The 22,308-nt window shown below is 61.4% G+C and carries 18 protein-coding genes; 13 read left to right on the top strand and 5 right to left on the bottom strand.

The features are described from left to right. Positions 1 to 127: 127 nt before the first annotated feature. Together MLC59_RS14005 and MLC59_RS14000 are read right to left on the bottom strand one after the other, a co-directional pair. Positions 128 to 1,189 (bottom strand): DUF2333 family protein, encoded by a 1,062-nt coding sequence (locus tag MLC59_RS14005; protein ID WP_248235232.1) that lies wholly within the window; start codon positions 1,187 to 1,189, stop codon positions 128 to 130. 108 nt (positions 1,190 to 1,297) lie between these two features. Next, complete coding sequence (locus MLC59_RS14000) at positions 1,298 to 3,322, bottom strand: bifunctional diguanylate cyclase/phosphodiesterase (protein ID WP_248235231.1); 2,025 nt, start codon at positions 3,320 to 3,322, stop codon at positions 1,298 to 1,300. Between the two features lie 244 nt (positions 3,323 to 3,566). Here MLC59_RS14000 and MLC59_RS13995 point away from each other — a divergent pair, with 244 nt between their 5' ends. The 11 genes from MLC59_RS13995 (at position 3,567) to MLC59_RS13945 (ending at position 16,083) form a co-directional block, all read left to right on the top strand. After that, the gene (locus tag MLC59_RS13995; RefSeq protein ID WP_248235228.1) at positions 3,567 to 5,189 is read left to right on the top strand and encodes a diguanylate cyclase; all 1,623 of its coding nucleotides are present in this window, start codon (positions 3,567 to 3,569) and stop codon (positions 5,187 to 5,189) included. Positions 5,190 to 5,440: 251 nt separating this feature from the next. Beyond that, positions 5,441 to 5,884 (top strand): type II 3-dehydroquinate dehydratase, encoded by a 444-nt coding sequence (gene aroQ / locus MLC59_RS13990; RefSeq protein ID WP_248235226.1) that lies wholly within the window; start codon positions 5,441 to 5,443, stop codon positions 5,882 to 5,884. A 25-nt stretch (positions 5,885 to 5,909) separates the two neighbouring features. After that, complete coding sequence (gene accB, locus MLC59_RS13985) at positions 5,910 to 6,365, top strand: acetyl-CoA carboxylase biotin carboxyl carrier protein (RefSeq protein ID WP_248235225.1); 456 nt, start codon at positions 5,910 to 5,912, stop codon at positions 6,363 to 6,365. 20 nt (positions 6,366 to 6,385) lie between these two features. Beyond that, a complete protein-coding gene (gene accC, locus MLC59_RS13980) occupies positions 6,386 to 7,732 on the top strand; it encodes an acetyl-CoA carboxylase biotin carboxylase subunit (RefSeq protein WP_248235222.1) in 1,347 nt (448 codons plus the stop codon). A gap of 1 nt (position 7,733) precedes the next feature. After that, the gene (gene prmA, locus MLC59_RS13975) at positions 7,734 to 8,630 is read left to right on the top strand and encodes a 50S ribosomal protein L11 methyltransferase (protein WP_248235220.1); all 897 of its coding nucleotides are present in this window, start codon (positions 7,734 to 7,736) and stop codon (positions 8,628 to 8,630) included. A gap of 58 nt (positions 8,631 to 8,688) precedes the next feature. Further along, positions 8,689 to 9,924, top strand: coding sequence for a DUF3426 domain-containing protein (locus tag MLC59_RS13970; RefSeq protein ID WP_248235218.1), 1,236 nt, complete (start codon positions 8,689 to 8,691; stop codon positions 9,922 to 9,924). A gap of 238 nt (positions 9,925 to 10,162) precedes the next feature. Further along, a complete protein-coding gene (dusB, locus tag MLC59_RS13965; RefSeq protein ID WP_427901733.1) occupies positions 10,163 to 11,161 on the top strand; it encodes a tRNA dihydrouridine synthase DusB in 999 nt (332 codons plus the stop codon). Next, positions 11,158 to 11,475 (top strand): DNA-binding transcriptional regulator Fis, encoded by a 318-nt coding sequence (gene fis / locus MLC59_RS13960; protein WP_248235216.1) that lies wholly within the window; start codon positions 11,158 to 11,160, stop codon positions 11,473 to 11,475. Before dusB ends, fis begins: the two co-directional genes overlap by 4 nt. Before the next feature lie 70 nt (positions 11,476 to 11,545). Further along, entirely contained in the window at positions 11,546 to 13,126 is a 1,581-nt protein-coding gene (gene purH / locus MLC59_RS13955; protein ID WP_248235214.1) for a bifunctional phosphoribosylaminoimidazolecarboxamide formyltransferase/IMP cyclohydrolase, read from the top strand. Positions 13,127 to 13,139: 13 nt separating this feature from the next. Next, positions 13,140 to 14,426: a phosphoribosylamine--glycine ligase gene (purD, locus tag MLC59_RS13950; RefSeq protein ID WP_248235212.1), complete on the top strand. Its 1,287-nt coding sequence runs from the start codon at positions 13,140 to 13,142 to the stop codon at positions 14,424 to 14,426. A gap of 97 nt (positions 14,427 to 14,523) precedes the next feature. Next, positions 14,524 to 16,083, top strand: coding sequence for a cation:proton antiporter family protein (locus MLC59_RS13945; protein ID WP_248235210.1), 1,560 nt, complete (start codon positions 14,524 to 14,526; stop codon positions 16,081 to 16,083). A 12-nt stretch (positions 16,084 to 16,095) separates the two neighbouring features. On the opposite strand, the gene MLC59_RS13940 is transcribed toward MLC59_RS13945, so the two are convergent. The 3 genes from MLC59_RS13940 to rho all read right to left on the bottom strand — a co-directional run bounded on the left by MLC59_RS13940 (position 16,096) and on the right by rho (position 20,158). Further along, positions 16,096 to 17,100 (bottom strand): 2Fe-2S iron-sulfur cluster-binding protein, encoded by a 1,005-nt coding sequence (locus MLC59_RS13940; protein WP_248235208.1) that lies wholly within the window; start codon positions 17,098 to 17,100, stop codon positions 16,096 to 16,098. A gap of 1 nt (position 17,101) precedes the next feature. After that, positions 17,102 to 18,589: a 4-hydroxy-3-polyprenylbenzoate decarboxylase gene (gene ubiD / locus MLC59_RS13935; protein WP_248235206.1), complete on the bottom strand. Its 1,488-nt coding sequence runs from the start codon at positions 18,587 to 18,589 to the stop codon at positions 17,102 to 17,104. A gap of 306 nt (positions 18,590 to 18,895) precedes the next feature. Continuing rightward, positions 18,896 to 20,158 (bottom strand): transcription termination factor Rho, encoded by a 1,263-nt coding sequence (gene rho / locus MLC59_RS13930; RefSeq protein WP_248235205.1) that lies wholly within the window; start codon positions 20,156 to 20,158, stop codon positions 18,896 to 18,898. Positions 20,159 to 20,519: 361 nt separating this feature from the next. Between rho and moaB the strand changes: the two genes are divergently transcribed. Both moaB and MLC59_RS13920 read left to right on the top strand, forming a co-directional pair. Further along, positions 20,520 to 21,092, top strand: a complete 573-nt coding sequence (gene moaB / locus MLC59_RS13925) for a molybdenum cofactor biosynthesis protein B (RefSeq protein ID WP_248235202.1) — start codon at positions 20,520 to 20,522, stop codon at positions 21,090 to 21,092. After that, positions 21,092 to 22,306 carry a molybdopterin molybdotransferase MoeA gene (locus tag MLC59_RS13920; RefSeq protein WP_248235199.1) on the top strand — a complete coding sequence of 405 codons (1,215 nt, stop codon included), beginning with the start codon at positions 21,092 to 21,094 and terminating at the stop codon, positions 22,304 to 22,306. The genes moaB and MLC59_RS13920 overlap by 1 nt, the downstream gene beginning before the upstream one ends. Positions 22,307 to 22,308 lie beyond the last annotated feature (2 nt).

Below are 22,308 nucleotides of genomic sequence, written 5' to 3'. Positions count from 1 at the left end.
TCGGATTGTCTTCCCCTCAGTCGGGGTGACGCCACCTTCTTTCAGATGGCCGGGTTTGCCGGCTTCGCCGGGCAAACAAAAAAACCGGGCCCAACAGCCCGGTTTTTCTGTGGCTGAAAGGCGATAATCAGCCCTGGGAGAGCAACTCTCGCAGATCAGTGATCGCCGAGTTGGCGCGGGCCAGGTAGGCCGCCATGGTCAGTGAGTGGTTGGCCAGCAGGCCGAAGCCGCTACCGTTAAGGATAACAGGGCTCCACATCTGGGCCTGGGACTCTTCCAGCTCGATAATGATCTGACGCACGCTCGCCTGGGCGTTCTTGTCGGCCAGTACCTTGCGGAAATCCACCTCAATTGCCCGGAAGATATGTAACAGGGCCCAGGAGGTGCCTCGAGCTTCATAGAAAACGTCATCGATCTGCATCCACGGCGTTTTCACATCAATGCCAGATTCCTCCTCCGCCAATGGATCAAGGTCCTGAATGCCAGCCAGAGCTTCGGTGACTTCCGGCTTGCCAACACTTTCACTCAGCGTCCTCGACAGACTACCGAGGCGGGTTTCCAGGTCTGCCAGCCAGCTGTTGAGATTATCGGCGCGGGCGTAGAACTGGGCTTGCGGGCGCTCCGGATCAGAGAGCCGGTCCAGATAGCTTTCCAGCGCACGGATGCCACGACGGTATTCGCCTTCCGTTGAAGGCAGCGCCCAGCTCTCACTGTCAAAGTGGAACTGGGGTTCGGCCACCGTGAGATCCGGGTCTTCCGATGACTGACTCTGGGAACGGCTGATGGTCTGGCGCATGGCCCTGGAAAGATCCCGCAACTGCACCAGAACGCCGTATTCCCAGGCCGGCATGTTGTCCATCCACAGCCCTGGCGGGAAGATATCGTTGGAAACGTAACCACCCGGCTTGTCCAGCAGTGTTTCGGCAACGCGGATCATGGCAGCGGTGGTGGCAAACCCGGTGACCGGCTCGCGGCCCATTTCGGTAGCCAGCGTCCGGGTATGCTCGCGCACGGAGAACGTGTCCGGCTCATTGCTCCAGATCATCCCGAGAATAACGGTGACCAGCAGGTAGATCAGTACGATCACGGCAATGATCTTGCCGATGGAACGCCGGTTACCCGACGCTGAGGAGGAGCTCTGAGACCCCGACCCACTGCCGGAGAAGAGGGTTTTGAATCGGTTTAGCATAGTCACTGTCCTGTGCCGATGAACCAGAAGGGCGGCTTCAAAGATGAATGATTTGTCAGATTTTTGCAATGCCGGCAGGCAGTTAGCAATGCCAGCCGTTACCGGGCATCAATCTGTGGCGTCACCGCCACCGACCGGCGGCTGCCCCACCGGTGCAGGGCGACCCAGGTGGTATCCGGTGGCGCCGTCTATCCCCGCAGATTTCAGGGTACGCCACTCGGCCTCGGTTTCCACCCCGGCTGCCAGCACCTGCACGCCACGGCCGTGAGCGATGGTAATCATGGATTCCAGGTAGAACCGGCTTTCCTCCTGCTGGTCAATGCCGTGCACAAAGCTCGAATCAATACGAAGCCCCTGGACAGACAGATTCCTGAGGTAACTGAAGGGAATCCCTCCCACCCCGAACCGGTCCACCAGTAACCGGGCCCCGGTACGCCGCAACTGAACCACCAGCGCCTGGGTCTGGCGTCGATGATAGTGCAGCGCCTGTTCCGGGATGCCGATCCACAACCTCTGCATGGCGGTGCCGGCTTCCCGGGCCAGCTCCAGTGCCTGGTCGGCAAAGCCCGGAGACGCCACCGATGAGGCTCCCAGCGTGATACCCAGGGTGATCGCTGGCTCGTCCTGCAGGCGCTGGATAACGCGCTTCAACACCATCAGGTCGACCCTGGCCATTAACCCGAACCGCTCGGCCAGGGGAGCATACACATTCCCCCGCACCCAGCTGCGCTCGATCAGTAGCCTTGAGAATACCTGGTGGTAAAGTACGGCAGTATCATCGGCGGCAACCGCAGGCTGCTCCCAGAGCCAGATATTCTGCTGGTCGAGGGCATGCTCCAGAAGGCGCCGCCAGTCCTCGGCTCCATGATGAACGCCGGCGCCGCTGTCGGCGAGCTCACAGTTACTGATACCTTCGAGCTGGGCCCGGCGCAGGGCACCGTCAGCCGCTTCGAACAGGCCCCTTACGGTAAGGCCATCCGCCACACCCGCAACGCCCCCATGAACGACCATAGCGGCCACAGCGTCATTCCCTTCGCCGGAGAATTCGACACAGACCGATTGCAGGTCATCCACCAGGTCTCGCCCCCAGATGTGTGCATCCGCAGGTGCCCCGCCCGGGACAAACACCATGAACTCGGCGCCGCTACGTCGTCCCGCAAAGCTGCCTGCATGCCGGGCGACAAAGCCTTTCAGCTCGTCCGCCAGGCGCACCAGCAACGCATCTGCATCCAGCCGGCCAACGTACCGGTTAAAGTCTGCAAAGCCGGTCACCTGCAAGAGGATCAGGGCGCCGGGACGACGTCCTTCCTCGCTGACCACTTCCACCGCCAGCCGCTGATCAAAGGCATTCCGGCTGGCCAGCCCGGTGAGGCCGTCCTCATTGTTGAGCTTGCGCAGATGGGCGATCAGGGCAGCCTGGCCCGAAAACAACTGCTCCAGGTCATTGGTCATCTGGTTCATGGCTCGGGTGACCTGGTTCAACTCCCGGGTCGAGCGCACGCCGGTACGGCGGCGAAAGTCCCGCCGACCGATTGCCTCCGCCTGCAGCTCCAGAGCCCTCAGGGGCCGCAACAGGCGCCCGAGCAGCAGGTACAGGGCAATGATCGCTACCACACCGATGATCAGCGACGCCAGTGTGAGCCACACGGAGACCCACCAGAGATCGCGATAGGCGTTTCCGGGATGCCCGACTACCCTCACCTGTCCAAGCCATCGCCAGCCCTGCATCACCGATGCGGTGCCCTCCGGCCTAGGCAGGTGTACCGTGGCCACGAACCAGTCAGGCACACCGAGATCCGACAGGGACCGGACACGTCCCGCGACGATGCGGTCGTCATGGTCGATAAATTCGATGACGAGGTAGTCCCCGCTGTCGAATACCGAATCGATCAGCGATGCCACTGCCACCTCATCGCTGGCATCGATCGCATTGGACAGGGACAGCCCCACAGCGGTGGCCGCATCACGTGTACGACCCTCAAGCTCTTCCGCGACATAGCCGCGAAAGCGATCAAAGCTGATCAGCATGCTGACGACCAGCAATAACAGCACCAGCGCCCCGGTAAAAAGCAATAACAGCGTTCGCAGTGTAATAACCCGGCGGGTACCGGCAATCTTCTGACTCTCCCGCATCCGTGCCTTACCTTGTGATGGAAAATGTGCCGTGGCGAGCTGCCCGGAAACGTGCCCATGTCTCAGGTTCACAAAGATTTACAGTTCGCCGCCTGCGCGTTCTGTTACAAACACTATAGACTGCAGCAACAGAGTCATCCTGCAATCCACGACAAAAGGCGAACAGGAAGGAAAACCGTTTCTCTCCCGACGCCAGAATTCGGTTCCGATGCGCTGACAAAACAGGACAGGACCTACCGGAAACATGACTGACGAGTCCCAGAAAGAAAAACTGCGCCAGCATTTTGCCCGCCGAGTCACCAACCAGGCCCGGGTGGTCCTGGATACCTGGCAGAAAGTCCATGCCGCCCCGCAGGCAGCTGCCCCCTTGCGTGGCGATCTCGCAGCCGCTGCCGACAAGCTTGCCCGCTACGCCAGTCGCTTCGAGATGACCTCCTATGTGGAGGCAGGCAAGGGTATCCTCGCTGCACTTGAGCACTGGCCCGATGCAGAGCCCCCCAACCCACAGGCCCAGGAAGCTCTACGGACAGCGGTCATGTCCCTGGAGGAGAAGACACAGCGCAGGGCTGACCACCAGGTTCCCGAACCGCCCCGAGTCTACCGCAAGACCCCGGTCTATATCGCCCTGGCCAGCCATGAGCTGGCGACGCGACTGGTGCGCCAGCTGGAGTTCTTCGGTTTCCGCGCCGAGGCCTTTGACTCACCCGAGGCGCTGATGGATGCCTGCGCCCTGCACAAACCGGAAACGATTCTGATGGATGTCCGCTTTGGCGGCGGGGCTGACACGGGACTGACCACGGTTGAAGCCTTGCAGCAGCGCCATGACACTCCCATTCCCATCATCTTTGTCAGCGAGGACGACGGCCGCATCGAGACCCGCCTGAGAGCGTCACGATGCGGTGGCGAGGAATTCTTCCACCCGGCCGTGGATCCCGGGCAGCTGATCGAGAAAATCGAGACCTATACCCACAACAGCACCATCGAGCCTTACCGGGTGCTGGTGCTGGACGATTCCAGGGCCCAGGCCAAGTTCATGGAAACCGTGTTGAACAAGGCGGGAATGAAAGCCCACATCATTACCGACCCGATGCAGATCATCATGGCCCTGGAGGAATTCAACCCGGAGATCATCATCCTCGACATGTACATGCCCGGCTGCACCGGCATGGAAATCGCCCGGGTCATCCGCCAGCAGGACCGGTTCCACAGCGTACCCATCATCTACCTGTCCGCGGAAGATGATGTGCAGAAGCAGCTCCACGCCATGAGCCTGGGGGGCGATGATTTTCTCACCAAGCCCATCGACCCGAAGCACCTTATTGCGACCATTCACAACCGGGGCCGCCGCGCCCGCTCCCTGCTGGCGCTGATGATACGTGACAGCCTCACCGGACTGTTCAACCACACCCACACCCTGTACCTGCTGGAACAGGAGATGGTCCGGGCCAGCCAGAAAGGCCAGTCCCTGTGCTTTGCCATGATCGACGTGGACTATTTCAAGAAGGTGAATGATTCCTTCGGCCACCCTATCGGTGACCGTATCCTCCGGGCTTTGTCCATGTTCCTGAAACAACGGCTGCGCAAGACCGACCATATTGGTCGGTATGGCGGCGAAGAGTTCGCGGTGATCATGCCCGATACCCGGGAAAGTGACGCCCGGGCGGTCCTGAATGACATCCGTGAGCGCTTTGCCGAGCTCACCCAGAACGCCGGTGACCGGGAATTCCATGTCACCTTCAGCGGCGGCGTTGCACACTGGCAGGGTGAGGCAGCATCTGCCCTGTGCGAACGTGCCGACCAGGCCCTGTACCGGGCAAAGAACGCGGGACGCAACTGTGTCATCGGCTCGGAAGAGCCGTCTGCCTGACGCCGGCTCCGGTCGCCACTGGCCGGGAACGGAAATTACCGGATTCCGTCCATGAAACCATGGTCTTATGGATGGAACTGCCGCAAACGTCGAGAATGGGCACCCCGAAGCAACAAACCCTGAACGGCACCACGAATTCATACGACCGTTTGTCAAAAACTGTTGAACCGGTGGCGTTCAAAACGCATCATTGGCGCAAAATCCGTTAAAATACGCAATTTTCACAGAATCCCAGCAAGGCACGGTACTTCATGGCCACCATCCTAGTCCTCCACGGACCGAACCTGAACATGCTCGGCGTCCGCGAGCCAGACCTCTATGGCCATGAAACCCTGCAGGACATTAACGACCGGCTTCACCAGGCGGCGGCCGATCAGGGTCACCACCTGCTGCACCTGCAGTCCAATGCCGAGTACGAACTGATAGAGCGCCTGCACGAGGCCCGGGCCGAGGGCATCGACTACCTGATCATTAACCCGGCGGCGTTTACGCACACCAGCGTGGCGCTGCGGGATGCGGTGCTGGCCTCCGGCATGCCCTTTGTTGAAGTGCACCTGTCCAATGTACACGCGCGGGAGCCATTCCGGCACCACTCCTATTTCTCCGATATCGCCGACGGCGTTATCTGCGGCCTTGGCAGTCAGGGCTATGACCTTGCCCTGCAGGCCGCCCTGCGAAGAATCAACTCAAACTGATACCGAAAGACGGGACTGAACTACCATGGATATTCGCAAAATCAAGAAACTGATCGAACTCCTAGAGGAATCCGACGTCGAGGAACTGGAGATCCAGGAAGGAGACGACTCAGTTCGCATCTCCCGCCGCCGTGAACAGGCCAGTGTGACCTATGCACCCCAGCCGATGCACGCACCCCAGCCCCAGGCACCCGCTCCGGCACCGGCTGCAGAGGCCGCTGCCCCGGCAGAACCGGCTGCGCCCTCGGGCCATGCGGTAAAATCACCGATGGTTGGCACCTTCTACCGGGCTCCGTCACCCAGTGCCGCCTCTTTCGTGGAAGTGGGCCAGACCGTCAAGGCCGGCGATGTCATCTGCATTGTTGAAGCCATGAAAATGATGAACCAGATCGAAGCCGACAAGAGCGGTACGGTATCCGAGTTCCTGGTGGAGAACGGTCAGCCGGTAGAATTCGACCAGCCGCTGGTAATCATTTCCTGAGCAACAGGTGACTAAAGATCATGGCCATGATTGATAAAGTTCTGATCGCCAATCGCGGCGAGATCGCACTGCGGGTGCTCAGGGCCTGCAAGGAACTCGGCATCCGTACCGTTGCCGTTCATTCGCAGGTCGACCGGGACCTGATGCACGTCCGCCTCGCAGACGAGTCTGTGTGCATCGGCCCCAACAGCCCAACCGAAAGCTACCTCAATATTCCCGCCATCATCAGCGCGGCTGAGGTAACCGACAGCGTGGGCATCCACCCGGGCTACGGTTTCCTGGCGGAAAACGCCGACTTTGCCGAGCAGGTTGAAAAGAGCGGCTTTACCTTTATTGGCCCCCGGGCCGAGACCATCCGCCTGATGGGCAACAAGGTATCGGCTATCGAAGCCATGGTAAAAGCGGGCGTTCCCACCGTGCCGGGCTCCGACGGCCCCATCACGAACGACGACGAACGCACCCTGCGCATCGCCCGGGAAATCGGCTACCCGGTGATCATCAAGGCGGCCTCCGGCGGTGGCGGTCGTGGCATGCAGGTCGTTCACTCCGAAGCGGCGCTGCTCAAGGGCATCCAGGTCACCCAGAGTGAGGCCCAGAATGCCTTTGGCGACCCCACCGTCTACCTCGAGAAGTATCTCGAACGGCCCCGCCATGTGGAAGTTCAGGTGCTGGCCGACACCCATGGCAACGTCATTCACCTGGGCGACCGCGACTGCTCCATGCAACGCCGTCACCAGAAGGTTATCGAGGAAGCGCCGGCCCCGAACATCGACGAGAAGGCGCGGGAGAAAACCCTCAAGGCCTGTATCGACGCCTGCAAGGAGATTGGCTACGTTGGTGCCGGTACCTTCGAATTCCTGTACCAGGACGGCGCCTTCTACTTCATCGAAATGAACACCCGGGTCCAGGTAGAACACCCCGTCTCGGAGATGGTCACCGGTGTCGATATTGTCCGTGAGCAGCTTCGCATCGCCAGCGGCATGCCGCTGCAGTACAGCCAGGACGACATCACCATTTCCGGTCACGCCATGGAGTGCCGGATCAACGCCGAAGATCCGAAGACCTTTGCCCCCAGCCCGGGCAAGGTAAAGCACTTCCACGCCCCCGGAGGCAACGGTATCCGTGTCGACTCCCACCTGTACAGTGGCTACACAGTGCCGCCGTACTACGACTCCCTGGTGGCCAAGCTGATCACCTGGGGTGACGATCGGGAGATCGCCCGCCGGCGCATGAAGAATGCGCTGGATGAACTGGTGGTGGAAGGCATCAAGACCAACCAGCCCCTGCACCGCAACCTGGTGCGGGATGGCGGCTTCAAGAGCGTGGACTTCACCATCCACTACCTCGAAAAGCTCATACGGGACTGATATGCCCTGGATCCAACTGCAGATTCCGGCTGATCCCGACACCGCGGATCAGCTGGAAGACCTTCTCATGGAAATGGGCGCCGACGCGGTCACCATGGAGGACGCCGCCGACCAGCCCATATTCGAGCCCGATCCCGGCACTACCCCCCTTTGGGGGGACACCCGCGTAACCGGGCTGTTCGACGCTGACCAGGACATTGACCAGATCTGCTCGGCCATCCGGGACGCCTGGCACCAGCAGACCCAGCAGGACCTGCCGGACATCGAGGTTACCCTGGTTGAGGACAAGGACTGGGAACGGGCCTGGATGGACGACTTCCAGCCCCTCAGGTTTGGTCGGCGTCTCTGGATCGTGCCCAGCTGGCATGCAGCCCCGGACCCCGACGGAGCCAACCTACTGCTGGATCCCGGACTGGCTTTCGGTACCGGTACGCACCCCACCACTGCCCTGTGCCTGGAATGGCTGGATGGCATGGATGTGGAGGGCCGCCAGGTGATCGATTACGGTTGTGGGTCGGGCATCCTTGCGCTGGCCGCCCTGTTGCTGGGTGCGGACCATGCCATTGGCGTTGATACCGACTCCCAGGCCCTGGAAGCCAGCCGCGACAACGCCCGTCGCAATGACGTCAGTGATGACCGGTTTACGCTTTACCTGCCGGGGGACGAGCCGGATACGCGGGCCGATATTCTGTTGGCCAATATCCTGGCCGGACCACTGGTAGACCTGGCCCCGACCCTTTCCGCTAAAGTCCGCCCGGGCGGTCACCTGGTACTGTCCGGCATCCTCGCGCAACAGGCCAGGGAGGTCATGAGCGCGTACGAGCCCTGGTTTATCATGGACGAACCCGAACAGCGCGAAGAGTGGATACGCCTCACAGGTCGCCGTATTGGTGGATGACGAAGCGCAATACTGCCGCTAAACTGCTGAGAGCCTTGGACCTTTACAGGATTTTAGGATGGCCGATACTTCCAGCCTGCTGACCCGTTGCCCCCATTGCGATACCCGTTTCCGGGTAACCAGTGAGCAGCTGAAGATTGCTGATGGCAAAGTCCGTTGTGGTCACTGCATGGAAGTGTTCGACGCCCGCAGCCACGCGGACTCGCCTGCACAGAGGCCGGAGGCGAACCAGGAGCACTTCAGCGCGACCTCCCCGGACGATGACCTGGTTTTCCAGGACAACCCGGAAGCAGACGCTGCCGAGGGCCCCTACGCCGGACACGATTCCCACTTCGACGAGGACGAGCTCAGCGACAGTTTTCGCGGCGTTGATACGGGCCATAACCAGCACGGCGACCTCGACGACAACGATATCGACGACGTCGATGAGAGCTGGGCCGAGGCCATGCTTCAGGAGGAGCTGCCGGACAGCACTCCCAGGCCCCGGCCGGCAGCCCCGGACCCTGCAGGCGACGATGGCGCCGGACCGCGGAATGCCGGCAACGAGATACCTGCCATCAGTCCGCTCGAACCCGGTCCCCGACAGCAGGGTCATCAGCGCTCCGGGGGCCCAGGCGCCCCCGCCTCCACCGACGACCTCGAGATCGTCGGAATGGTGGCCGAGCCAGAGCCCCACGCCGGATCAGCTCAGACGGAGCGCCTGCGAGACTCCGGCACCGGCGCAACCTTTCCGCCGCTGGATAACATCACCCCCTACGACCGCCTGTCCAGCGAGCCGGTGTCTGTCGGCTCCAGGCCGGGCGCAAGCCTTCGGGGCTGGCTTTGGACACTGGTGGTCCTGGCGTTATTGGCCGGGCTGGTCTCGCAGGTCGCGTGGTTCCAGTTTGACAGGCTCTCGGCGATCCCTGAATTACGTCCCTGGTATGAGAAAGCCTGTGACTATGCCGGTTGCGAGCTCGCGCCGCTGGTGGCCATGGACCGTATCCAGAGCCGAAAACTGGTGGTACGGACAGACCCGGAAAACCGCTCCGCCCTGCTGGTGGATGCAGTGATCATCAATCAGGCAGAATTCGAGCAACCCTTCCCCTCCATCGCCCTTACCTTCTCCAACCTCAATGGCGACGTGGTCGCCCAGAGCGTGTTCCCGCCGGAGGATTACCTTGCCGGCGAAGGCTCCGGCCTTGACGCCATGCCTCCCGGCACACCGGTACGCATCGCCATCAGTATCCGCGACCCGGGTCGCGACGCCGTCAACTACAACCTGCGCTTCGTGAACCGCAGCGGAGATACCTGAAGCCGTCCCGGAAGCAGCCTTCCGATTGACACCAGACCGAATAAAAGTCAACCAGACAGGGTGAAAAATAATCAACTTTTTCCCCTGTTCCGGCCTTCAATACCCTCACCCCCGGCGGTATCATTGTCGCCCCCTGAATCAGGCAACCTTTTCTGACCGGCGTCCCATTCGGCCGCCGGATAATCGGATATGGTAGATTCAGAGACAGTTCAGGAACCCGACGACGGACTCAGACGTTATGCTGCCCAAGGTGAACATCGGGCCCTATACCCTGCCCAATTCCCTGGTAGTCGCGCCCATGGCCGGCGTGACCGACCGCCCCTTCCGGCAACTGTGCCGGCGAATGGGTGCGGGCCTGGCGGTGTCTGAAATGGTGATTGCGGACCCGTCCCTGTGGCATACCCGCAAATCCCGTCTGCGGCTGGACCACACTGGCGAACCGGAGCCACGCTCCGTGCAGATTGCCGGCGGTGACCCGGACATGCTGGCCAACGCAGCCCGCATGAACGCAGACCACGGCGCCCAGATTATCGACATCAATATGGGTTGCCCGGCAAAGAAGGTCTGTAACAAGGCGGCCGGCTCGGCATTGATGAAGGACGAGGCACTGGTAAGGGACATCCTCCACGCCGTGGTTCAGGCCGTGGACGTGCCCGTCACGCTGAAAATGCGCACCGGCTGGGACCGTGACAACCGCAATGCCGTGACCATCGCCCGTATGGCGGAAGATGCCGGCATCCAGGCACTGGCCGTGCATGGGCGCACCCGGGCAGACGCCTACCGGGGCGAGGCAGAGTACGACACCATTGCCCGGGTAAAGGAAAGCGTCGCCATACCGGTATTCGCTAACGGCGATATCACCACACCCCGGCAGGCCAGGGCAGTGCTCGAACACACCGGCGCCGATGGCTTGCTGATCGGTCGCGGCGCCCAGGGCAGCCCCTGGATCTTCCGGGAAATCCGGCACTTCCTGGAAACCGGCGAGACCATGGCAGCGCCCCCGCTGGACGAGGTGGAGTCCATCCTGCAGGGTCACCTGCAGGCACTCCACCAGTTCTATGGCGACCCCATGGGCGTCCGCATTGCCCGCAAGCACGTGGGCTGGTACCTGCAGGCCCACGATACCGGCAAACAGTTCCGCAAGCGTTTCAATACGCTGGACTGTGCCCAGGCGCAGTCCGACAGTATCCAACAGTATTTTGCAGCCTTACGAAATGGAGAGGTATTCGCAGCATGACCGCTGAAACACTGGCACACGATTCCATGGCGCGTTCCGCAAACGACGACCAGCCCACCCTTCAGACCGTCAGCAGCACCGGTAACTCGGTGACCCTGCGGGACAGCGTTGAAGTGGCCCTCAAGAACTACCTGGCCCAACTGGACGGCGCCCCTGTAACCGATGTCTACCAGTTGGTGCTGTCGGAAGTGGAAGCTCCCCTGCTGGAACAGGTCATGAAGTACACCCGTAACAACCAGACCAGGGCCTCTACCATGCTTGGGCTGAACCGCGGGACCCTCCGCAAGAAACTCAAGCAGTACGGTCTGCTATAATCACCGGATTCTCCCAAGGCCTCCCGGAGTTGTTTCGCGAGGCCTTTCCTGTTTCAAGAAGGCATAGAAAATGGCAAATCCGTCAAACACTCCCGTTCGTCGGGCCCTGATCAGCGTGTCCGACAAGACTGGCATCGTGGAATTCGGTCGCAAGCTGACCGAGCGCGGCATCGAACTGCTCTCCACCGGCGGCACCTTCCGCCTGCTGAAGGAAAACCAGGTACCGGTGACCGAAGTCAGTGACCACACCGGCTTCCCGGAAATGATGGACGGCCGGGTGAAAACCCTGCACCCGAAAATCCATGGCGGCATTCTCGGCCGTCGCGGCACCGACGACCAGGTGATGGCCGAGCACGGCATTGCCCCTATCGACATGGTGGTGGTCAACCTCTACCCGTTCGAGGAAACCGTGGCCAACCCTGACTGCGACCTGGCTACCGCCATTGAAAACATTGATATTGGCGGCCCCACCATGGTTCGGGCTGCTGCCAAGAACCATAACGATGTGGCCATCGTGGTCAATGCCTCGGATTACAACCGGGTCCTGAAAGAGCTGGACGAGAACGACGGCGAACTCACCTACAGCACCCGTTTCGACCTGGCCGTGAAGGCGTTCGAACACACCGCCGGCTACGATGGTGCCATCGCCAACTACCTGGGCGGTCGCACCCCGGATAACGACAACGCCGATTTCCCGCGCACCTTCAACGCCCAGTATGTGAAGGTCCAGGATATGCGTTATGGCGAGAACCCCCACCAGCGCGCCGCCTTCTACGCCGAACGTACCCCGAAGGAAGCCTGCGTTGCCACAGCAAAGCAGCTGCAGGGCAAGGAACTGAGCTATAACAACGTGGCGGATACCGACGCCGCCCTGGAATGCGTCAAGCCCTTTGCCGACCCGGCCTGCGTGATCGTCAAGCACGCCAACCCCTGTGGTGTGGCCATTGGTGCCGATATCCGCCAGGCCTATGACCTGGCCTTCGCCACCGATCCCACCTCCGCCTTTGGCGGCATCATTGCCTTCAACCGGGAACTGGACGGCGAAACCGCCCAGGCCATTATTGATCGCCAGTTCGTGGAAGTGATCATCGCCCCGACCATCAGCCCGGAAGCCATCGAACTGGTGGCGGCAAAGAAAAACGTGCGCCTGCTGGCCTGTGGCGAGTTCGACGGTGAGCGTGCGAAGGCCCTGGACTACAAGCGGGTCACCGGTGGCCTGCTGGTACAGGACCGGGACCTGGGCATGGTTGCCATGGACGACGTCAAGGTGGTCACCGAGCGCCAGCCCACCGAGGACGAACTCAACGACATGCTGTTCGCCTGGGAAGTGGCCAAGTACGTCAAATCCAATGCCATCGTCTACGCCCGCGCCGGTCGCACCATCGGCATTGGCGCCGGCCAGATGAGCCGGGTGTACAGTGCGAAGATTGCCGGCATCAAGGCAGCGGATGAAAACCTGGAAGTAAAAGGCTCGGTCATGTCCTCTGATGCCTTCTTCCCATTCCGGGATGGCATCGACGCCGCCGCAGCTGCGGGCATTACCGCGGTTATCCAGCCGGGCGGCTCCATGCGTGACCAGGAGGTGATCGACGCCGCCAACGAGCATGGCATTGCCATGGTCTTCACCGGCATGCGCCATTTCCGCCACTGAGGAGAACAACAAGATGAACATCCTGATTATCGGCAGCGGTGGCCGCGAGCACGCCCTGGCCTGGAAGGCGGCCCGCTCGCCCCTGGCAGAGCGGGTCTTTGTGGCGCCTGGCAATGCCGGCACCGCCCTGGAACCCGGCCTGGAGAACGTCTCCATCGACGTCATGGACCTGGACGCCCTGGCCGACTTTGCCGCCACCCACGACGTGGGCCTGACCATTGTGGGTCCGGAAGCGCCACTGGTGGCCGGTATCGTCGACAAGTTCGAATCCCGCAACCTGCGGGTGTTTGGCCCCAGTCAGGGGGCGGCCCAGCTGGAAGGTTCCAAGGCCTTTACCAAGGATTTCCTGGCCCGGCAAAGGATTCCCACCGCCGCCTATGCCAACTTCACTGACGTTGACGAAGCCCTCGCGTATGTCCGCAAACAGGGTGCACCGATCGTGGTGAAGGCCGATGGCCTGGCCGCCGGCAAGGGCGTGATCGTTGCCATGACCCTGGAAGAAGCCGAAGCGGCCATCCGCGACATGCTTGCAGGCAACGCCTTTGGCGACGCTGGCAGCCGGGTGGTTGTCGAGGAATTCCTGGAGGGCGAGGAAGCCAGCTTCATCGTCATGGTGGACGGTGAGCACGTGCTCCCCATGGCCACCTCACAGGACCACAAGCGGGTGGGCGACGGCGATACCGGGCCCAATACCGGCGGCATGGGTGCCTATTCCCCGGCCCCCGTGGTGACCGATTCCGTTTACCAGAGAATCATGGACGAGGTTATCTATCCGACGGTTCGCGGCATGGCCTCTGAAGGACACCCGTACAAGGGGTTCCTGTATGCCGGTCTGATGATCGACAGCAACGGCACACCGAAGGTGATTGAGTTCAACTGCCGCTTCGGCGATCCGGAAACCCAGCCGATCATGCTGCGCATGCAGTCGGATATGGTCGAACTGTGCAACGCCGCCATCGACGGCAAGCTCGACCAGTGCGAATCCCGCTGGGACGACCGCGCCTCCGTCGGTATCGTACTGGCCGCTGGCGGCTACCCTGGCAGCTACAACAAGGGAGACGTCATTGAGGGCCTCCCGGAAGGGGAAATCGAAGGTGAGAAGGTTTTCCACGCCGGCACCCGTCTGCAAGGAGAACAGGTACTGACCAACGGCGGGCGTGTACTCTGCGCAACCGCCCTGGGCGACACCGTAACCGAAGCCCAGCAGCGCGCCTATCAGGTAGCCGGCCAGGTCACCTGGAACGGCGCCTTCTACCGCAAGGATATTGCCTGGCGAGCCATCGCCCGGGAAAACAGCTGATCCTGTAAAATCTCCCCGAAAGCCTGGTCGCAAGCGAGCTACCGGGCTTTTTTTTGCGTTACAATCCGCGTCCCGCTGTTTTCAAGGAATCCGCCCCATGTCCGAAGCCATCTGGATCACCTTCGCCTTCACCCTGGGCCTGCTGGTCAAGGGCGTGGGGCTGCCGCCACTGGTGGGTTACCTGGCTGCAGGCTTCGTTCTGAGCGGGCTCTCGGGCTTTACCCCCCTGGTCGTGGAGGACACCGATGCGCTGTCCCATATTGCGCACCTGGGCGTACTACTGCTGTTGTTCACGGTCGGCCTGAAGCTGAAACTCAAGTCCGTGGTGAGCCCGGAAGTCATCGGCGGCAGCCTGCTGCATTTCGGCATCACCTGCCTGGTGTTTACCCCCGGCATCCATTTCCTGGCCGGTCTTGACTGGACCACCTCCCTGCTGCTGGCCGTCGCCCTGTCCTTCTCCAGCACGGTGCTGGCGGCCAAGGTACTGGAAAGCAAGCGGGAGCTCAGGGCATTTCATGGCCGCGTAGCCATCGGCATACTGATCATGCAAGACCTCATCGCCCTGGTGGTGATGAGCCTCGCCGCCGGCAAGACGCCGTCGGAGTGGGCACTGCTGGTGTTCGGCCTGCCCCTGCTGAGACCCTTCCTTTATCGCCTGCTGGATGCCAGCGGCCATGACGAACTGCTGGTGCTGCTGGGCCTGCTACTGGCCCTGGTGATCGGCGGCCTTGGCTTCGAGGCGGTAGGGCTGAGCTCGGAACTGGGGGCTCTGATTTTCGGCGCCATGCTGGCCAACCATCCCCGCTCCCAGGAATTGTCCAAGTCCCTTTGGAGCGTGAAGGAGATCTTCCTGGTCGGTTTTTTCCTGCAAATCGGCATTGGTGGCCTGCCGGATACCAATGCCCTGATCTTTGCCCTGGTCACGGCTGTGGTATTGCCACTTAAGGGCATCCTGTTCTTTTTCCTGTTGCTGCTGTTCCGCCTCCGCGCCCGAAGCAGCTTTCTTACCAGCCTTTCGCTCACCAACTACAGTGAATTCGGCCTGATCGTGGCCAGTGTAGCCCTGCCTGAATGGCTGATTCCACTGGCCATTGCCGTCTCCCTGTCGTTTTTGCTGTCCGCGCCGCTCAACCGGCTGGCACACCCGCTCTACGAGCGACTGGCCCACCAGCTGGCCCCGCTGGAAAGTCGTAAACACCACCCGGACGAGCAGCCAATCTCGCTGGCAGGTACCCGGGTACTCGTTATGGGGATGGGACGAACCGGCACCGCAGCCTACGACCGGTTGCGCGAGACGGAACCCCGTCTGATGGGGCTGGACTCGGACCCGGCCAAGGCCCAGAAACACGCTGATGAGGGCCGCAATGTCGTTTTCGCCGACGCGGAAGACACTACCTTCTGGGAGGGATTGCACATGCCAAGCCTGGAAGCCGTCATCCTTGCGATGAACGATATCGAAGGCAAGCTCATTGCCGCCCGCATGTTGCGCAAGAAGGGCTTTACCGGATATGTGATAGCCCATACAGGCTATGCCGATGAGGCAGAGAAGATCCGGGAGGCAGGCGCCGATGACGCCTTTCTCACCATGAGTGAGACCGGTGTGGCGCTGGCCAGCCACCTGGCTGATCAACGCAACCTGGCCGGCGACGCCGCCTGAAGCAGTTTCCCGTCAGCTACGGGGGGCATACTCCAGTACGTCTGAGTAGAACTCGCTTTGTGGCAGGCCAGCCTCTACCAGCGCATCCATCAGGGTGTACACCATCACTGGTGAGCCGCTGGCCATCACCTGAACCTTGCCCCAGTCGAAGCCGGAAGCAAGCACCGCATCCACTAGCTGGTCGTGGTGCCCGCTCCAGTCATTATCTTCGTCATCACCCACTACCGGCATAAAGCGGAACGGTGGCCATTCCTTCTGCCAGGTTTCCGCCAGGCTTTTCAGGTACATATCTTCCGGACGACGAACACCCCAGTAGAGGCTGACCGGCTGGTCAAAACCGGTTTCCTGCAGATAGTCCACCATGCTCTTCATCTGGGCAAAGCCGGTACCGGCCGCCACCATCACCAGGGGTTTACGAGGCGCTACTGCGAGGCAGGCCTTACCATGGGGTATCTCGATCGTTACTTCCCCACCCGAAGTGAGCGCGTCGATCACTTTCTGGGCGGACACCCACTCGGGTGTTGCCTGGATATGAAGCTCAATGTTCTCAGCGGTCGGGCTGCTGGCAATAGAAAAATAACAGGGCTCAGCATCCGGCAGGTTAACCGAGAGATACTGACCCGCATGGAAAGACAGCTCCCGCCGCCGGTTCACCTTCAGTTCGACCCGGTAAACATCGTGGCTGATGGACCGCACTTCGGCGACCCTCGCCTGCAACAGTTTCGGTGGATTCTGTCCAGCGCCCATAACGGCGGTTATCTCCAGTTCCAGATCGGTGAGCGCCTCGGTGCGACAAAGCATCAGTCGCCCACCCATCGTGATCATTTGTTGGTTTCGGGTATTGATAGCCTGCCCTTCCAGCAGGCGAGCCTCACACAACTCACAGACACCATTACGGCACGCTGACGGAACGGCGATTCCGGCTTTGGCAGCCGCCGTCAGCAGGTCAGTCTCCGGGGTCACCGTGTAATCCAGCCCGGAGGGCCGCAACCGGGTGACCCGGTGCTCAGTGGCCATATTACTCGGGGCGGGAGCCCGGGTTTTCAATGCCCAGGCTGTCCCATTTCTCATCGACCCGACGTTTCACGTCGTCATCCATGGTGATTGGCGTGCCCCACTCCCGGTCCGTTTCCCCCGGCCACTTGCTGGTGGCGTCCAGGCCCATCTTGGAGCCCAGTCCGGAGACCGGCGAGGCAAAGTCCAGGTAATCAATCGGTGTATTTTCAATCATCGTGGTATCCCGGACCGGGTCCATCCGGGTAGTCATGGCCCAGATGACGTCGTTCCAGTCCCGGGCGTTCACATCGTCATCGGTCACGATGACAAACTTGGTGTACATGAACTGACGCAGGAACGACCAGACACCCATCATTACCCGCTTGGCATGGCCCGGGTACTGTTTCTTCATGGTGACCACCGCCAGGCGGTAGGAACAACCTTCCGGCGGCAGGTAGAAGTCGACAATCTCCGGGAACTGCTTCTGCAAAATGGGAATGAACACCTCGTTCAGGGCCACGCCCAGAATCGCCGGCTCATCCGGTGGCCGGCCGGTGTAGGTGCTGTGATAGATGGGGTCCTTCCGGTGGGTCATACGCTCCACGGTAAACACCGGGAACTGCTCCACCTCGTTGTAGTAGCCGGTATGGTCACCAAAGGGGCCTTCGGGCGCGGTATCGTCCGGGTAGATAAACCCTTCCAGCACGATCTCGGCACTGGCGGGCACCTGAAGATCACTGAGCCCGGCCTTGACCAGTTCGGTGCGCCCGCCTCGCAGCAGCCCTGCGAAGGCATACTCCGAGAGCGTATCGGGCACCGGCGTCACCGCCCCGAGAATGGTGGCCGGGTCCGCGCCCAGTGCCACGGCAATAGGGAATGGCTGTCCCGGGTTGGCCCGTTGCCACTCCTGGAAATCCAGCGCACCGCCCCGGTGGCTGAGCCAGCGCATGATCAGGCGGTTCCTGCCAATCACCTGCTGGCGATAGATGCCCAGGTTCTGGCGCTCCTTGTGGGGACCACGGGTAATCACCAGGGGCCAGGTCACCAGCGGCCCGGCATCCCCTGGCCAGCAATGCTGAACGGGTATCTTGCCCAGGTCCACATCGTCCTTCTCAAGCACCACTTCCTGGCAGGGAGCCGAGCGCAGCACTTTCGGGCTCATGCGCATAACCTGGCGGAACAGGGGGAGCTTTTCGATGGCATCCCGGAAGCCCTTGGGGGGATCCGGTTCCTTCAGGTAGGCGAGCAGCTTGCCGATATCCCGCAGGGCGGTAACACTGTCCTGCCCCATGCCCATGGCCACCCGTTTCGGGGTTCCGAACAGGTTGCCCAGTACCGGCATGTCATAACCTTTCGGGTTCTCGAACAGCAACGCCGGCCCACCCGCCCGCAGGGTGCGATCGCAGATTTCGGTCATTTCCAGGTGGGGGTCCACCTCAACCGAAATACGCTTGAGCTCGCCCATTTTTTCCAGCTGGGCAAGGAAGTCTCGCAGGTCGTTGTATTTCATGCCGGTCTCCGTCTGGTTATTCACCCGGTGCCCAAAGGTCGACGTTTCGCCCCGGCCTGCTGGTGTTGGTGGCAGGAACGGGACTCCATCTATTACGAGGTCATTCCGACATGGATTGCTGTTCGATGCGCGCACATGGTTAATGGGGCAGTGTCGTGAAGCTCCTCACCGGACCATTAAGTGTTGCCAGGGATGGCAACACGAGCCTACAGGGAGGTATTCATGGCGCGTCCGGTGAGGGGCTTCACGATGCTGCCCCTTCCCCAGGGCCCATGCGCAAAGAAGTCCCCACCGGACCAGCGGCTATTAACGACGCTTCATGGACTGGAAGAACTCGTCGTTGGTCTTCGTATCCCTGAGCTTGTCCAGCAGGAATTCAATGGCCGCCGTATCGTCGTCCATGGAGTGGAGCAACTTGCGCAGAATCCAGACACGCTGAATGTCTGCCTCAGTCATCAGCAGATCCTCGCGGCGAGTACCGGAGCGCCGGATATTCATGGCCGGATAGACCCGCTTCTCCGCAATCTTGCGGTCCAGGTGTATCTCCATGTTACCGGTACCCTTGAACTCCTCGTAGATAACCTCGTCCATCTTGGAACCGGTATCCACCAGCGCCGTTGCCAGGATGGTCAGGCTGCCGCCCTCTTCCACATTCCGGGCCGCACCGAAGAAGCGCTTGGGCTTTTCCAGGGCATGGGCGTCCACACCACCGGTCAATACCTTGCCTGAGGACGGGATGACCGTGTTGTAGGCACGGGCCAGGCGAGTGATGGAGTCCAGCAGGATGACCACATCCTTCTTGTGCTCCACCAGGCGCTTGGCCTTCTCGATCACCATCTCCGCCACCTGGACGTGACGGGCCGGCGGCTCGTCAAAGGTGGAGGCAATAACCTCGCCGCGCACAGTGCGCTGCATCTCCGTCACTTCCTCCGGACGCTCATCAATGAGCAGCACCATCACATGGCACTCGGGGTTGTTACGGGTGATCGCCTGGGCGATGCCCTGCATCAACAGGGTCTTACCCGCCTTGGGTGGAGAAACGATCAGGCCACGCTGGCCCTTGCCGATAGGTGCCACCAGGTCCAGCACCCGGGAAGACAGGTCTTCTGTACTGCCGTTACCGGCTTCCAGCACCAGCCGCTCGTCCGGGAACAGCGGTGTCAGGTTCTCAAACAGAATCTTGTTGCGGGCATTGTCCGGCCGGTCAAAGTTGATCTCGTTGACCTTGAGCAGCGCAAAATACCGCTCACCGTCCTTCGGCGGACGGATCTTGCCGGAGACGGTGTCGCCGGTACGCAGGTTGAAACGACGGATCTGGCTGGGAGAGACATAAATATCATCGGGCCCGGCCAGGTAGGAGGCATCGGCGGAGCGGAGGAAGCCGAAGCCGTCCTGCAGAATCTCCAGTACGCCATCGCCGTAGATGTCTTCGCCGCTCTTGGCGTGTTTCTTCAGAATGGTGAAGATGACATCCTGCTTGCGGGAACGGGCGAGGTTCTCCAGGCCCATTTCCTGCGCGATGTCGAGCAATTCGGGCACAGACTTCTGCTTGAGTTCAGTAAGATTCATAGTTTGTTGGATTATCAGGAATGGAAGTAAGCGATCGTTGAAATGACAGGGATGCCCCTGAACGGGTTGATCAGATAAACGGTAAAAAGTTGGTGCTGGCCAGATGGAGCAACCGGTAGTGATGGAGTCCGGAAAATATAGAGGCCAGGGACAGGGAGAACAACCGTTCGCCAGGCAAACAGGATAATCGACTACCGGCTGTACCTCTGTCAAGTGTTACTGCCCATTTTTGCACCGGTTTTTGCGCCCCGCCCCGGTTTGACCGGAACATTACCTATACCGGTTGGGGTATTCCCTTCCAATGGCCGGGACCAATGCGGATACTGGAACCAATACATTCATGACCACTGCGGAGATTTCCATGAGCAGCAAACCCACCGGCGAACTGGTGCCCCTGAACATCGCCCTGCTGACCGTATCCGACACCCGTGGTCCGGAGGAAGACACCTCCGGGCAGTACCTGGAAGACCAGTTGCTCGCCACCGGCCACCAGCTGGCCGCCCGCCGCATCCTGCCGGACGACGTTTACCTCGTGCGCGCGCTGATGTCCCGCTGGATCGCGGACCCGGCCATTCACGGCATTATCATTACCGGCGGCACCGGCTTCCATGAGCGCGACAGCACCCCGGAAGCTGTCGGTCCGCTGCTGGACAAGACCATTGATGGCTTTGGTGAGGAGTTCCGCCGGCTGTCACAACTGGACATCGGCACCTCCACCATCCAGTCCCGGGCCTTTGGCGGGCTTGCCAACCATACCGTGATCTTCTGCCTGCCCGGTTCCACCGGCGCCTGCCGCACCGGCTGGGAAGGCATCCTGAATACGCAGCTGGACAGCCGCCACGGCCCCTGCAACTTCGCAGCCCTGGTGCAGCGCAAACCGGACCGCCCGGTTCACCGGCTGGATGAAGTCATCGGCGACAAGGCACAGGCGTGATGGGCGGACAGATCCTGACGTCACTGGACGATGCCCTGGAACACCTGCTGGCCCGGGCGCACGTGATGGACCGGACCGAACAGCTCCCCCTGGAGCGGACCCTCGGTCGCATCCTGGCAGGGGATATCCGGGTGCCGGCAGACGTACCACCCGCAAACAACAGCGCCGTGGACGGCTACGCCGTGCGGATGGCGGATACCGCTTCCGGGGCACCCCTGCCCGTATCGGCCAGGGTTGCGGCCGGACAGGCGCCCGGCACCCTGGAGCCTGGCACTGCCGTGCGCATTTTTACCGGCTCGGAGATTCCGGCCGGAGCCGATGCGGTGGTGATGCAGGAGCGAACCGAACAGCAGGACGGCGGTATCGCTATAACCGCAACCGTTGAACAGGGCCAGAACATCCGGCGCCAGGGCCAGGACCTGCGCAGTGGCGACATCGCCCTGTCCGCCGGCACGCCCATCCGGCCCCAGGAAATGGGATTGCTCGGCTCTATGGGCATTGGCTCAGTCGAGGTGCTGCAACCGCTTCGGGTAGCCGTTTTTTCCACCGGCGACGAGCTGGTGGACCCTGGCCAGCCACTACAGCCCGGCCAGATCTACAACACCAACCGCTATACCCTGAGGGGACTGCTGCAGACCGTCGGCTGCGAGATCATTCGCTGCGAGACGCTGAAGGACAACCGGCAGGACACCCGGGCATCGTTGCTGGGGGCGGCCGCCGAAGCCGATCTGATCATCACCAGCGGTGGCGTTTCCGTCGGTGAGGAAGACCATGTTCGTGTAGTACTGGAAGAAACTGGCGAGCTTTCCCTGTGGCGCCTGGCCATCAAGCCCGGCAAGCCCCTGGCCTTCGGCTCCCTGGACGGTACGCCGGTGCTGGGCCTTCCCGGTAACCCGGCTGCGGTGCTGGTGACCTTCCTGGTGGCCGGGCTGCCCTATATTCGCCATTGCCAGGGCAACCGTCGCTACCGCCCCCTGGGCGAACGTTTGCCGGCGGCGTTCCCGGTGGACAAGCCTTCGGTACGCCGGGAGTTCCTGCGGGCCCGCAAGCAGGCCAATGGCGATCAGGTCGAGGTAGCCGCCTACCCGAACCAGAGTTCCGGTGTGCTGAGTTCCGCGTGCTGGGGGGAAGGCCTTGCGGTGGTGCCTGAAAATACCACCCTGTCTGCCGGAGACAGCGTGCTTTACTACGCTTTCAGTGAATTGCTTGGATGACG

The sequence above is a fragment of the Marinobacter bryozoorum genome (assembly GCF_023156245.1).
Taxonomy (GTDB): Bacteria; Pseudomonadota; Gammaproteobacteria; order Pseudomonadales; family Oleiphilaceae; genus Marinobacter; species Marinobacter bryozoorum.
This window is presented reverse-complemented; position numbering and strand designations above follow the sequence as displayed.

Excerpts from the sequence above, each read along its gene's own strand:
- MLC59_RS14005 (WP_248235232.1), bottom strand. The coding sequence starts at position 1,189 with ATGCTAAACCGATTCAAAACCCTCTTCTCCGGCAGTGGGTCGGGGTCT.
- MLC59_RS14000 (WP_248235231.1), bottom strand. The coding sequence starts at position 3,322 with ATGCGGGAGAGTCAGAAGATTGCCGGTACCCGCCGGGTTATTACACTG.
- MLC59_RS13995 (WP_248235228.1), top strand. The coding sequence starts at position 3,567 with ATGACTGACGAGTCCCAGAAAGAAAAACTGCGCCAGCATTTTGCCCGC.
- aroQ (WP_248235226.1), top strand. The coding sequence starts at position 5,441 with ATGGCCACCATCCTAGTCCTCCACGGACCGAACCTGAACATGCTCGGC.
- accB (WP_248235225.1), top strand. The coding sequence starts at position 5,910 with ATGGATATTCGCAAAATCAAGAAACTGATCGAACTCCTAGAGGAATCC.
- accC (WP_248235222.1), top strand. The coding sequence starts at position 6,386 with ATGGCCATGATTGATAAAGTTCTGATCGCCAATCGCGGCGAGATCGCA.
- prmA (WP_248235220.1), top strand. The coding sequence starts at position 7,734 with ATGCCCTGGATCCAACTGCAGATTCCGGCTGATCCCGACACCGCGGAT.
- MLC59_RS13970 (WP_248235218.1), top strand. The coding sequence starts at position 8,689 with ATGGCCGATACTTCCAGCCTGCTGACCCGTTGCCCCCATTGCGATACC.
- dusB (WP_427901733.1), top strand. The coding sequence starts at position 10,163 with ATGCTGCCCAAGGTGAACATCGGGCCCTATACCCTGCCCAATTCCCTG.
- fis (WP_248235216.1), top strand. The coding sequence starts at position 11,158 with ATGACCGCTGAAACACTGGCACACGATTCCATGGCGCGTTCCGCAAAC.
- purH (WP_248235214.1), top strand. The coding sequence starts at position 11,546 with ATGGCAAATCCGTCAAACACTCCCGTTCGTCGGGCCCTGATCAGCGTG.
- purD (WP_248235212.1), top strand. The coding sequence starts at position 13,140 with ATGAACATCCTGATTATCGGCAGCGGTGGCCGCGAGCACGCCCTGGCC.
- MLC59_RS13945 (WP_248235210.1), top strand. The coding sequence starts at position 14,524 with ATGTCCGAAGCCATCTGGATCACCTTCGCCTTCACCCTGGGCCTGCTG.
- MLC59_RS13940 (WP_248235208.1), bottom strand. The coding sequence starts at position 17,100 with ATGGCCACTGAGCACCGGGTCACCCGGTTGCGGCCCTCCGGGCTGGAT.
- ubiD (WP_248235206.1), bottom strand. The coding sequence starts at position 18,589 with ATGAAATACAACGACCTGCGAGACTTCCTTGCCCAGCTGGAAAAAATG.
- rho (WP_248235205.1), bottom strand. The coding sequence starts at position 20,158 with ATGAATCTTACTGAACTCAAGCAGAAGTCTGTGCCCGAATTGCTCGAC.
- moaB (WP_248235202.1), top strand. The coding sequence starts at position 20,520 with ATGAGCAGCAAACCCACCGGCGAACTGGTGCCCCTGAACATCGCCCTG.
- MLC59_RS13920 (WP_248235199.1), top strand. The coding sequence starts at position 21,092 with ATGGGCGGACAGATCCTGACGTCACTGGACGATGCCCTGGAACACCTG.